This is a genomic window from Cyanobium sp. HWJ4-Hawea, assembly GCF_024345815.1.
In the GTDB taxonomy this organism is placed as follows: Bacteria; Cyanobacteriota; Cyanobacteriia; order PCC-6307; family Cyanobiaceae; genus Cyanobium_A.
Genome location: NZ_JAGQBV010000001.1, coordinates 53,829 through 66,086, shown reverse-complemented (window position 1 = coordinate 66,086; position 12,258 = coordinate 53,829). Strand labels below are relative to the sequence as shown.

General features: G+C 44.0%; 10 protein-coding genes. 6 read left to right on the top strand and 4 right to left on the bottom strand.

All coding sequences use genetic code 11. The features are described 5' to 3' along the window. Positions 1-1,034: 1,034 nt before the first annotated feature. Together KBY58_RS00350 and KBY58_RS00345 are read right to left on the bottom strand one after the other, a co-directional pair. Positions 1,035-1,787, bottom strand: a complete 753-nt coding sequence (locus tag KBY58_RS00350; protein WP_255002204.1) for an ARC6/PARC6 family protein — start codon at positions 1,785-1,787, stop codon at positions 1,035-1,037. Positions 1,788-1,792: 5 nt separating this feature from the next. After that, complete coding sequence (locus KBY58_RS00345; RefSeq protein WP_255002203.1) at positions 1,793-2,287, bottom strand: hypothetical protein; 495 nt, start codon at positions 2,285-2,287, stop codon at positions 1,793-1,795. 6 nt (positions 2,288-2,293) lie between these two features. On the opposite strand from KBY58_RS00345, the gene KBY58_RS00340 reads away from it, so the two are divergent. The 6 genes from KBY58_RS00340 (at position 2,294) to KBY58_RS00315 (ending at position 10,981) form a co-directional block, all read left to right on the top strand. Next, positions 2,294-3,013: a hypothetical protein gene (locus tag KBY58_RS00340; protein ID WP_255002202.1), complete on the top strand. Its 720-nt coding sequence runs from the start codon at positions 2,294-2,296 to the stop codon at positions 3,011-3,013. 175 nt (positions 3,014-3,188) lie between these two features. Then, positions 3,189-4,355 (top strand): hypothetical protein, encoded by a 1,167-nt coding sequence (locus KBY58_RS00335; RefSeq protein WP_255002200.1) that lies wholly within the window; start codon positions 3,189-3,191, stop codon positions 4,353-4,355. A 178-nt stretch (positions 4,356-4,533) separates the two neighbouring features. After that, entirely contained in the window at positions 4,534-5,001 is a 468-nt protein-coding gene (locus tag KBY58_RS00330) for a hypothetical protein (RefSeq protein WP_255002199.1), read from the top strand. Continuing rightward, complete coding sequence (locus KBY58_RS00325; RefSeq protein WP_255002198.1) at positions 5,001-6,479, top strand: tubulin-like doman-containing protein; 1,479 nt, start codon at positions 5,001-5,003, stop codon at positions 6,477-6,479. Before KBY58_RS00330 ends, KBY58_RS00325 begins: the two co-directional genes overlap by 1 nt. 14 nt (positions 6,480-6,493) lie before the next feature. Further along, on the top strand, positions 6,494-9,772 hold the full coding sequence (locus KBY58_RS00320; protein ID WP_255002197.1) for a hypothetical protein: 3,279 nt from the start codon (positions 6,494-6,496) through the stop codon (positions 9,770-9,772). Between the two features lie 33 nt (positions 9,773-9,805). Further along, positions 9,806-10,981, top strand: coding sequence for a hypothetical protein (locus tag KBY58_RS00315; protein WP_255002196.1), 1,176 nt, complete (start codon positions 9,806-9,808; stop codon positions 10,979-10,981). A gap of 33 nt (positions 10,982-11,014) precedes the next feature. On the opposite strand, the gene KBY58_RS00310 is transcribed toward KBY58_RS00315, so the two are convergent. Further along, positions 11,015-11,389, bottom strand: coding sequence for a TM2 domain-containing protein (locus KBY58_RS00310; protein WP_255002194.1), 375 nt, complete (start codon positions 11,387-11,389; stop codon positions 11,015-11,017). Between the two features lie 3 nt (positions 11,390-11,392). After that, positions 11,393-12,253 carry a peptidoglycan recognition family protein gene (locus KBY58_RS00305; protein WP_255002193.1) on the bottom strand — a complete coding sequence of 287 codons (861 nt, stop codon included), beginning with the start codon at positions 12,251-12,253 and terminating at the stop codon, positions 11,393-11,395. Between the last annotated feature and the right edge of the window lie 5 nt (positions 12,254-12,258).

The following is a 12,258-nucleotide window of genomic DNA, read 5'->3' as shown; positions in this document are numbered from 1 at the left end:
TCTGGACGTACAACGTGATTGTTCTGTGGATTTCTAAAGGCTGGCATTGGTTTAAAACTGATTGAGATTACCCCAGTCAAAGACGACTAATGGCTAGACATTAGGGACGGAAATGTGTGCCGACAAATTAATAGATTTAATGGTGATGCACTTGAAGCTGACAACTCTTAATCCAGTGAAGAACAAAGTTCAATGCCAGTATAGACCCGATGGGGAATTCTGCCGCCCAGGGAAATGTTTGGACATAGATGGCAGAACCTCCAAATTTGGGCAGCAGATTAATCTCAGTTCCCAGCAAGGGCCCGAATCTCGAGAGAGATCTTCTAAAACATGACTTTTCGCTCTAGATAGACAAAGAAGATGCTGACTCAGAAGAGCAACCAGCCGGACCAGCTGAACTGGAAGTTTTCTCCAGCAGCGTGATCACCACGACATCGGCGTTGGATGGACAACAATAATAGTGGTGCTAAAATCTTGATTTCGGTGGCCATACAATGCAACCTAACTAACCTCGCGATGCACCTTGTATCGATGCTGCTGGGGCCCTACAGCTGTGAATTTTCATGAAGAAAGGGTAGAAACCCACCAATAAAACGAGGAAACCTGGCTTTAGAGAAGGAGAGGATATCGATAGCTCAGGCCAGTTCAACATGAGTGCCCGACCTGAGATCAGCTAGGAAGGGAAGGCTTCCCGACGGATCTCAAGGAGCCATGGTGGTTGGTATGCAAAGATCGACCGAATCTCAAATGGCCCAAAAGGTTAAGCTCATAATTACGGATAATTGTGCGTTGGTGACTAAGACAGTAAAAACTTAGAAGAAATTGCCAGCGGCCGATCATTTCCATTGATTAAGCTCGCAACGAGGGCATTCCAGTTGACATAGGAAACCTACGAGCAGTCCTAACAGTAGCCACAGTGGAGTCATCTTAATAGCAATTACTATACCTAACACATTGGGGAAGAAAGCGCTGCTGAGTATCCTTCCACCACAGCCATCAGCTGCGGTGGAAGGATACAGGAGTTAGCGGAAACATCAAACGTCTTTTCGATAGTCATAAATTAGCCATTTACCTTTATTGAATTTAAGCTCGTAGATCCAAGATTGAGTTTTCCGGCCGGATTTGGATCGATCAATACCACGAGGAGTGCGCAGTTCAAGGTCTTCAAGAATGCGAACAGTTAAATGAGCACGATCCGGGAACTGCCGGAAATCAGAAGATCCTAAAATCTTAAGCTCTCTATAATAATACGAGAAATTATTGGAACGAAGCCAGTCAATAGAACCACCCGACCTGGTTATATCTGAATAAAGGGGGCCTGGATTGACAAGATAATTCTCAATAGATGAAATGTTATAAGGTGCTGAGAAAACGGCTTTCTTGTAAGAAAGCCATGACTCAACTAACTGATAGGCAGTAGACGCATCAAGATTTGCTGATTGAGGAGAAGCAAAAGAAGATGAAAATGGTGATTGAGGTGGGGCAGGCGAAGGAGATGAAGCCTGTGCTGATTGCCTCGCTGGGAATCCAGGCACAAGGTTTAGGTTTGGATTGACAGCTGCGGGCACTGACTGGAGAGCTTGTGAAGTGGGGAATTTGCCAGCACTTGATCCCTGAGGGGCAACTTGAGGCCCCTTTGCACGCTGGGTGAACCAGAGCGAAAGACCAACAAATGCAATGAAGAAGGCAAACGCTGCTAATACAGGCAAAAGTGGATTCGACGAACCTCGTGCAGAATTGAGGGCCCTAGTAGACGCCGTTCGTAATAGCAATTTATCTTTGGGCACGACAGTCAGTTAGATGGTTTGTACTCTACTACGAAGCTAGCAAACTGACCCTCAGGAATATAGTTTTCGTTGATAGTTGTGATTCCTTGCCCAGCAGTGGTATTGGAAACTTCGGCCTGCAGAGTACAGCCTAATCCATCTGGGTCTTGGCGACAAGCAACATTTATCCGATTAGCTCCCTCCTTAAGCGCTAAAATCAACGGATGAGGAGGTTCATTGTCAGGGGTATGAATTCTTAGGTTATCAAGAACAACCTGCCCATTCAGGGCAACTGAAATCACATCACCTCCATCCGCAAGATTATCACTGAGGAAAAGAGTACTTGGGCTGTATGCCGTTCCAAGATTCTTAAAGCCAAAGCTATTGGGAAATGATGGAAAATTCGAAAACCATGGGGGGACCACAGTAACTGATCGCGGAAGACTATTGTAAGCTTGCCGGCCACATGAAAGCAAGAATACTGAAAGCATCGCAACCAAAGAAAGATGTAATGTACGCATTAAGCCGTGTCTGCAAGCTCCCAATATTATAGCCCGCCCCAGGCAGTGTATAGTTTTATTAAGGCGACCTCCGTAGATCATGTAGCCCAGGCTAAATTTACTTACGCGATTTTTAAAATGTCCGAAGAATTATCCAAGCTAAAAGATATTATCCGAGTAAATATAAGAAATGTCAAGGAAGTGGCTGACACGCTGGTCTACGTAAGGGAGAGGCTATTGGCTACAGAAGAAGTTGTAGCAGAGTTAATTAGTAGGGTTGAAGAGGTTGAGAGTAGAAGAGGACCCACTACTAGTGATGGAGTAAGGATGTTTGGTGTAGGCGCTAACCAGTCAGAATCTAATGCACGAGGGGCACCAGATTTGGATATCGACAAAGCTGAACTCGTTCAAATAATAGTTCAGCATCCAAAATGGTTAAGGCCCTTCTCTGTGCAGGCCGAACTTGAGAAACATGAACTCGAAGTGGAAACACTAAGATTAAGAAGAAGTTCTTCTGGATATATGAGAGTCGTCAGGCTAAGTAATGGTACTGAATGGGCTTACTTGGAAGAGATGTCGTTTGAACGCTTTTCTCATCTTACTTTGCTTAGGCAAGTATTCGATCTCAGTAGTGCTAGATCTGAATGGGCATCAGCATGGGTAGAAGATCCAATCAAACTCCAATCCTTACAACGGGGAGCACGATGGGAAATTGTCGGCAAAGGCAAGCTTATTACAGAGATATAAAATGAGACTTTTTCATATAACCCTGGGCCATTCTGCAAAATGTTTCCCGATATTATGCCTAATGTTGATTGCTGGTTGCAAGACTACTCCTTGCCCTGGATACAATGCAAGCGACGCCAAAGAATCTATACAATCTCAAGGAGTAATCAATGTATCGATCGACGGAAGTGGATCCATGCAAGGTTTTTCAGCAGTAAATGATTCTTCATTTCATAAAGCCCTTGAAGAAATTGATACAACAATAGGAATTAATTCTGCATTAGGTTTCACTGCTAGTACAACTAGAGTTATGCGTATTGGCAGGGAGGGAGGGATCAGTCAAAAGCTAAGTAAGAAGGTTGTAGCTTCTGTTTTAGCAGCACGGCGTCCTCAATTTTACAATGAAATGAAAGGCCAATGGCCTAAAATAAGCAGCTCTATCGAGCAATTTGTGAGCAAAGATCCCACAAGCGTAGACATTCTGATAAGTGATCTCGAGCCAGATGATGCTTCCATTAAACAAGTTGTATCAGCGATCAAGCCGAAATTAGAGTTCGATGGTGGAACTAGTGGATGGTTACCCTGGCGGAGGTCTAACTATCATGGTAACGAGCTTGCCATTATCGGTATTCGTAGTATGTTCGCCGGTGGCGTATACCCTGCTGTTCAGGGAGCGTTCAAGTCTTTTCCATACACAGGCCTGAGGCCATTTTATATACTGGCATTGGGCCCAACTGATAAGGTAGAAAAGATTGTTGACAGGCTTGCTAAGAATAAAGAACTTGCCAAATCTCTACAGGTTTCAAGGTTTTCATCTAATCCAAACAGTGGCAAAACCGAATTTATTGAAATAGCAAAAACGAGCATTGCACCTGCTAGTTGCCTAGTCCCAGTCTTTACATTAAGTCAGGGGTTGTCTGGAAAATTAAACGTCCAAAATCCCAACAGATGGTTGCTATCACAGAAGCAAAGAGGCTGTGCCAATCAACAAGCAGAAATCCGATTTGGGTCTAATCCAATAATTGGATTTGGAGCGGGCAAGGTAACTGACTCGACCTTTTTCCTAAGCACTAATTCATCTGTAACGGGTGCAGTTCTGTCCGAAAATGAGACATATATCTCGACGCGTTTTACGACTTTCCCGGGAATCATAAACATTATTGATATTAGTGTCGATGCCGCACGGCTAGATCAAGAAAGATGGGCTGATTGGAATACATCTGGAACAAGGCTAGATGGTGCCAGAACACAGAGACTGCTTGCTTTGATACAATCTATTAGGGGTGAAACTGATCAGTTCGCTTTTCGTAAATTTAAAACATTATACAGCCCAGCCCGAATATGCTCGGCTGTAAAGGGATAGGAATCCTAGCTAAGGGAGGAACCCTATCTTATTGCTAAGCTACATGCCTTATTGCTTGACCATACAATGCTCAAGATCCTACAATTCTGGTATCTACAAAACCATTTATGCTAACCGCACCATGAAAACACGGTATATCGTCGGAGGCCTTTCGATCGCCTTTGGGGTTATCTGGATTATGGGCATCACGTTTGGCCTAATTACTGATGTTCTTCCTGTTTCCCTACAGAGCCCAGCTGCATGGGCACAACAGATTTACTTCCCTGCAAGTGCGGTGAGCACCCTTTTATATGTAGGTTTTCTTTTAGCTTGGGTAAATTACAGCTACAATAAGCGCTGTGCAAATGGCAAAGAGGCGCAGCAAACCATAACCATATGGCTTAGTCTTCTGGGGATGGCTATTGTTAGCAATATAATTGTTTTGGTTCTCTTTATCCAATTTACTATAGTTCAGGCCCCTGCAACGCAAGCAGCTTTAGGTGGGGCATCCTTTGTGAACGCGCCGCCATACGAATTCTTAATCCCTCTTACATTAGTAAATGGCCTGTTGCTTTTCTGGTTGCCTACTTGTTTCCTAAGCCAAAGAACGCTCAGATTTATACCACCAATGAGCTATGAACTCAACACATTCACGGAGAAACGGTGATGAAAAAACTTTATGTTTTGGGAATTGGTGGTACAGGGGCAAAATGTATTCAAGCTGCGGTTCATCTGCATGCTTCTGGAGCCTATGGCAAGGACGTAAGGATGGGTGTTCTACTCGTCGACGCTGATGCATCTAATGGGAATCTCCAGAGCGCTAGAGAGACTGTTCACTGCGCTCTAGATGCTGGAGACCTTTTCAGAGATACGAATGTAAGCCTCTTTAGTGGAGCATTGAAAAATTACGGGTATTGGAATCCACTAGGCGAATATTCTGACCGGCTCACGCTAAGTGACATTTATCGTGAGGCTGGTATGCGTGCCGTTGATACAGGTTTGGGTGAGTTGTACGATTGTCTTGTGGCTCCCGAGGAAAAACAAGCAGACCTTTCCCTAGGCTTTAGGGGCAGACCATCTATTGGATCAGCCGTAGTAAGTCGCATCAAGTCAACCGGGTTTAGCCAAGGACCATGGCCAGAATTGATAAATGATATTCAAGCGGATTGTGCCAACGGTGATAAACCCAGGATCCATTTATTTGGGAGTATCTTTGGTGGTACAGGCTCATCTGGTTTGCCCACTCTTGGAACACTGCTATCAAGGGAACTGAAAGGGGTTCGAGATGCAGTCGAAATTACGGCCTCGGTATTACTCCCATACTTCGATTTTGATGTTCCTGATGATGAAGATATATATGCCGAAGCGAAAAACTTTACCCTTAACACAGATGCAGCACTTCAATATTTAGCTCGCCTTGCTGGTGATAGCTTCAACTGCATATACCTTGTCGGTGATGGTACTAAACAGCGGTATGAGAGGCCATCAAGCGGTGGGCCAACCCAGAATAATCCATCAAGTTGTATTGAGTTAATAGCTGCATCTGCTGTTACAGCCGATGCAGGTTCAGGTTATGGCAATGGTGCTTACTTAACAGTCTCAGATGATAGTTTGATGACATGGGAGGATTTCCCTGGTGAAACGACTTCGAAATCACTCAAGGCAACGCTGCGAACTTGCTATGCATGGCACTTTAACCTTTATAACGAGTTGAGAGAAGCGCAACGCTATAGTTCAAAAACTTCATTTACAAAATCAGCTCCCTGGTTCGATAGATTCTTCTCCCTGTCAGAACGTACAAATAGGCCAGATGTTGAAAGGGAAGACCAAAGCAGGCAAATCGCTGCTTTTGACAAGTGGTCTGTTGACTTCCTTCAATGGTTTCAGCAACTATGCTGGTCTGGTTCTGCTAGAGAGCAGCTTGCTGATATCCGAGATTGTTCATTTAAACCATACGACGGATTAGAGCCTGACCCTTCACGTGCGTACCTCGAATCACTAGAGAGATTGGTAATTGGGCAGACGGTGGCTAAGCGAGAAAAATGGCGAGATAGTATCGATCTCTTAAAGAATCATCTAGCTGATAGCAAGCATAGTCTTGAGGGCACGGCAGGCCTAGTCAACAATCTCTACGAAATCATCTGAACAGGAGACCTAAAATGAGACCTCTACTTCCCCAGCTTCGCAACACGCTTGCTCCTGGACCAATTCAGGGGCAATGGAATCTGAGCTCAAAATCCATCTTTGGAACGATTGCGCAAGCACTCAAGTATGAGCAAGCTGTTCGCACTAACATTAATTCCATACCAAGTCCGTGGGCACGAGCCCTCCTTTTCCAGTCTGTTTTCCTTACAGATCAGTATCCGAATCGGCAGGAACTGATTCATGAATATGTTGGCTTTTTGGCAGTTCTAGCCTTCGCCAAGGTTAAGAATCTGCCGATTCAGGCTAAGATCATCAAGCTAAATGACCTTGCACAGGCAAATCCTTTCGCCGACTCATTGGTAGGGCTTCTGCCATCAGTCAAGGACTCCGTGCTGCTATCAAGTACTGGCGCTAATCCTTGGGAAACAATTTATACCTTTACACTGAATGGTCACCCACTAGGATTTTCATCACCAGCAACCTTAGCGGTACCTTCAATCTGGCTTCCACAGCAACTAGCTGATTATATTCCTTGGCTAGAGGAAGTTCAAATAACAGGCCCTGGTAATCGCGGCAAAACGATTTTTAGATATGGCGATCCAAAGCATCATCTTGGACAGCAAGAAAAATCTGCATTTGCAGCATGGCTAACTAATATTAAGCAGTCTGTTCTGACAGTAAATAGCCCCAATCAGGATTTGAGCAATCGCCTGGGAATGATTATCCAGGAGTACATCGCGGATTTTGGCGCCAATGCTGCGACAGCAACAACTGTCGCGACGAGTCTTCAAATTTTTGGAGTTGCCCTTAATCCAAAACCGTTGGATGCTCTTGCCCAAGTCATTGATCCAGGATCAATTAAGAGTAGCTCGAATGTTCGAGTTCAACCGGGGATCAAGGCACATTCTAGCCCCCTCTACTTCGTAGATAAGGATCTTATACCACAGGTTCTTAACCTTCCCAGCCATGAAATTTGTGTGGCTGGAGCCACTACACTTGCCGCTTTCCAAGGCGATTCTAGTTCTGGTAACCAACTCGGGACGTATTGGGTCGCAGACAACTTTTTCCTCCCACGAATGCGCTGGTATCGAGGCTCAGGAATCCTGTCTGGAAGCTGGTTGGATGAAATTCAACCTGATCGCGAAACTAGAACTATAATTCCACCAATTAACCATCAGATATGCAAGTTTTTTTGTAGCGAAGACTTAAAAACTCGCTTAAGGATGACCCCTACTGCAACCTCAGAAGGTAATGGGGTAAGAGTATCATTTGAGCTCGAAATAAGTGGCATTGATAACCGACCAACTCGATTGGCAATTTACAAGGACTATGCAATCAAGTCTGAGGACGAGCTTCAAGGTCAACTTCCATATATCTCGTTATGGCCTAACCTCCCGTCAGATAGCCGGTGGTCAACATTCTATTTGGCTGTGCAGGAAGGTAAAGAAAGGTCAAATTCATCCTATGCGTTTACTGTTGAAATGCCAACAGCCGACTCCAAGGATTCTGTTCTTGATGGTGACCTTGGGACAATTTATCGGATCTGGCAGAGTAATGAACATCCAAGTGTCCTTAGCTTGATTGATAAACGTGGGGACCATCTTGGTATCATCCCTATCCTCACACCAGAGGTCAGTGCAGGGCGATCCGGCAAGTGGACTATTGGTGTTGATTTCGGTACGTCATTCACTAACCTCCATGTCTCAAAGGCTGGATCAAGGGAGAGACTTGAGTTGTCACCACTAACCCTTAATATCACGGATACACCTGAAAATTTTGATACTAATAAAGACTTCTTTGTCCCTGGAGTTCTAACTGCACCACCAGATGGCTCCAATCCACCATTGGCGACCTTATTGACCGTACGTGGTTCAAGTGAAGCGGAGACTACACCTGATTTTATTACTAAATCAAGGGTTTACGTACCTTCACTTGACGAACGTTCCCTCAGCGAATACGTAGTGAGTGATATTAAGTGGACAAAACCAAAATATTTGGACGCCTTCCTTGCAGCCTTGGTCAATATGGTCAGCGCTCATGCGGCCAAGAGTGATGTTAGTGAAATCACCTGGAAGGCCTCCTACCCAACTGCATTTGCTGCTTCCGAAGTTAGTCGTTACAAGAATGCTTGGGAGCGGTCACTTCGTGCCGCAGCAAAAGTTAGTAATATTCGCCACAGGCTAGGAACTGACGGAACAGCGGCTACTGCATTCCAGACAGAGAGTATTGCATTCGCTCAATATTTCGCAGATGAGCTACGGGAGCAGCTAGTCTATACAACTTGCCTTGATGTGGGTGGTGGTACTTCCGATATTAGTATCTGGAAGGATATGTCACTAGTTCACCAGCTATCAATCCCATTCGCAGGCCGGGATATTTTCCATAATACTCTCCGGTGGAATATTGACCGTATAGGCGAGGTATTCGGCCTTTCGGAAGATAAGTCAAAAGAGCTCCTTTTGGATCTCAAAAAAAGTGGGGATAACTTCGATGCCTATCTTGATAGCTACCTAAGGCTCAAGGGTGGCACAGTCTTGGAGCGCCTGCGTAATGCTAGCGACACCGATAGCATCCAGAAATTTAGAGGCCTATTGGCCTTGTCCTATGCGGGTCTTTATTACTATATCGGCTTGGTACTACGATATCTTAACCAAGAGGGTGCCACACCTGTCTATCTGGGCGGTAATGGATCACGTTTCATCAATTGGATCGATCCTGACGGTCAGTACAGCGAATCATCTGAGGTCAACCAGCTCCTTGCGTTTATTCTTGCGAGGGCAGGAGGATTCTCCACAGATGATCGTCGAGATACCATAGTTTCTAAAAACCCTAAGCAGGAGGCCGCAGGAGGCTTGATTGTTGATGAAACTCGGCTAAGGGGTCTATCTAATTCCACAACCGAGGCATATGCTGGCATTCCAATGAAGTTCCAAACCGATTTAGGTTTAATCACTTTTAGCGCAGAGGACGAACTTGTACTGCCTCAGGAATGTCAAGAAATAAATTCTATTGCTATTGATGATTTCTCCGAGATTGGTAATTTCATTGAGGTCTTTAACGAAGCTATCAGGGTTTGTGGAATACGAGATATTGTTACCCCACTTGGGGCTAAGACCGGCACTGAGGCACTCGATGAGATTTCATTTGACTTAGGGAATGAGGTCAAGCAGTTGCTTAACAGCCGGCGAACAACCGGAGGCGGATCTAGGCAAAGCTATGAGCCTGACCCTGGCTTCATCGTTGCACACAAGGGCCTGCTTAGGGTGCTGGCGAAGAAATGGGCTAAGAGCTAATTCCGATCAATCTTCTCTCTACATCCTTAGGCAATGACTTCGATTAATCCACTAAAATTCATCATTCCAGCCAAGACAGAATTTGCATCTTGCACAATCTATACCAAAGGCAATCCTTCTGAATGCCCACAACCTCGGCTATCTAAAGCTTATCAGGGTGAAATTGTTTATGATTCTATAACTCAAGAAGCCACTTTCTTTGGACCTACGCAGAAAGCCTGTGATGATTTCCAAATAGACAATTGCCTGCTTGTCAAGCTCTCATATTATAATTTGCTTAAGCTTGCTAAAAATGATTCAAACTTAAAAGGCTATCTAATTGATAATGGTTTTCAAGACACTCAAAACGAATCGCCTACTAATTCTACTGGAATAAATGGTGCGAATGCTGAAAATCATTCCAATAACTTCGGAGATATTCTTGCTGGCTTTGTTCCTGTATTTGGGATTGTTATTTTATCTGTCATTGTTGCGTTTGCTGTAAAGAAGCTGCTAGGATTAAGCCAGAGTCAAAAACGCGTCAACAGGGCTACTGGAAAGCGCTCTAGAGAATTAGCCAAACAGTCTGCTTCATTAGAACCACTTAATTTTACACTCAATCCAGATGCATTGACCTTAGATAAAATCTCTTATATTATTACTCCGCTATCGGCTAAAATTGATCAACTTTCTTCTAAAGTTGAACAACTTGAAACTGATATTTTTAGCCTAACTCAGCAGCTGCAGACTAATTCAGTTAAGTCTCTGAGGATCCAAGGTATAGCATCTGGAGGCACCCCCTATCCACTTGAAACCGCAAGACAATCTTCTGAGCTACTACCATTAACGGTTGATCTAATCAAGAAAGCTGTAGCTACCGGTGAATACTTCCTTATCTCCGCTCACCCGCATTACTTCGTTTCCGAAACACCTCAATCTCAGCAAGGTCTTGAAGATGTGAAACGGTTCACTATTGACGGCGATAGTGCACAAGCCAGTAGTAGGACACAGTCTGAATTCATTGCCATCCCTTGTGATGGTCACACTTACTTGATCCCCAATATTGTTCCAAATTCAACTGATCCTGCTCGTACACTAAAGCGTCATGCGGATCGTAATAATATCTATCGAAATGGACAAGGTGCTAATTTCCTGAGCCTTGATGAACTCGCTGTTGTTGAGAAAAACGGCGACCGATATGACTTGATTAGGCTTGGTCAAATTCAATAAATTTGAAATATTTTAATAAATTTTATCAATATTTTATTGCCTTAATTTTTTCATCACCTCTGCTATTGATTCTTGCTCGATATCTAACTCGTCTAACTCCACATTTTTTGAGCCTTTAGCCCCTGCTTCTACGTCTTGCGCTTCTCTCTGCGTATTCTCTTCTTGTTTTACTGATGTTCTCTGATATCCATTGCTTGCGTTTGCGTCTTGAGTAGCCTGAGGAATTGTGAAAACTTCTATAAGCTGCCCTACTCCGCAGAATCCAAATGTTAACAACATCGTAGTACCAAGTCCGTATTGACCTAGGTACATACGTTGTAATCCACAGATTCCAACAAATCCTAAACCCCACAGTAGATAAGCAATTGATGTATGCTTTTCTTCTTGGATTGGTTTCTGTCCTGACATGATTTAAGTAGGTTGATTGAGGATAGTAAGGTTACAGTTTCTTGCGTACAAACGATGATAGTAGTCAAATTCATCCCATCGGAATGATCGCGGGTCGTAACGGCTATGACTTCGGTCTACGCTGGCGTGCGTTGTAATCCTGAATACTGGGATCCCATACCTAGCCTGCCATAGAAGAATCTGTTTAGCCAACGAACTATATTGTTTGTCTTTATATCCAGAATGGCTCTGTACATCTCCCCTACCGTCGACAGGTGTTTCAAGGCTGATGTGGAGTGCTACATTATTAATAGAGAAGTTTTCAGGAGACTTACTGTGCACAGTAAAGTCTCCAAACTTTGAAAAACCGCTCCCATATGCCCTGTTTTCATCGGGAACAATTCTTATTAGATTTCCTATTTTATCAACAAGAATATGATAGCTACTCTGGTCTTCGTCTTTTGGATGTGGAGTCTGAAAAAGCTTTATGGTTTCGCTGGCCGGAATAACTGTTTCATGAATTACAATTATTTCAGGCTTATTGGGAATTTGCCGACCTATTATGTCCAACCCATCCCTATTCCCATAATTTGATTGCGCAGCTTGTTCAAGTTCTTCGCCCCCTATTTTAATCGCCTTTCTGCACGCTGATAGCTCTTCTTCTGTTAATGGTCTAATTCCCGAGTCGCTTAGATATTGGACGTCTGGCCATATTTTATCGTGTGTGTTTAATAGCGGTGAAGAGACAGGCAGAGTAATTTTTTCCTTTTGAAGATCGAAAAGTTTGTACCCGGCAAATCCTATAAGTAGACTGAGCATCCCTATTGGCAATGCTATTAGAATAGATTTAGCAATGCTCGTTCTAGGTGCTTTTTTTCTCTTCATTCTAT

What these genes read in the sequence shown, in the direction of transcription:
- KBY58_RS00345 (WP_255002203.1), bottom strand. Translation starts at nt 2,287, where the DNA reads ATGCGTACATTACATCTTTCTTTGGTTGCGATGCTTTCAGTATTCTTG.
- KBY58_RS00335 (WP_255002200.1), top strand. Translation starts at nt 3,189, where the DNA reads ATGCAAGGTTTTTCAGCAGTAAATGATTCTTCATTTCATAAAGCCCTT.
- KBY58_RS00330 (WP_255002199.1), top strand. Translation starts at nt 4,534, where the DNA reads ATGGGCATCACGTTTGGCCTAATTACTGATGTTCTTCCTGTTTCCCTA.
- KBY58_RS00325 (WP_255002198.1), top strand. Translation starts at nt 5,001, where the DNA reads ATGAAAAAACTTTATGTTTTGGGAATTGGTGGTACAGGGGCAAAATGT.
- KBY58_RS00320 (WP_255002197.1), top strand. Translation starts at nt 6,494, where the DNA reads ATGAGACCTCTACTTCCCCAGCTTCGCAACACGCTTGCTCCTGGACCA.
- KBY58_RS00315 (WP_255002196.1), top strand. Translation starts at nt 9,806, where the DNA reads ATGACTTCGATTAATCCACTAAAATTCATCATTCCAGCCAAGACAGAA.
- KBY58_RS00310 (WP_255002194.1), bottom strand. Translation starts at nt 11,389, where the DNA reads ATGTCAGGACAGAAACCAATCCAAGAAGAAAAGCATACATCAATTGCT.
- KBY58_RS00305 (WP_255002193.1), bottom strand. Translation starts at nt 12,253, where the DNA reads ATGAAGAGAAAAAAAGCACCTAGAACGAGCATTGCTAAATCTATTCTA.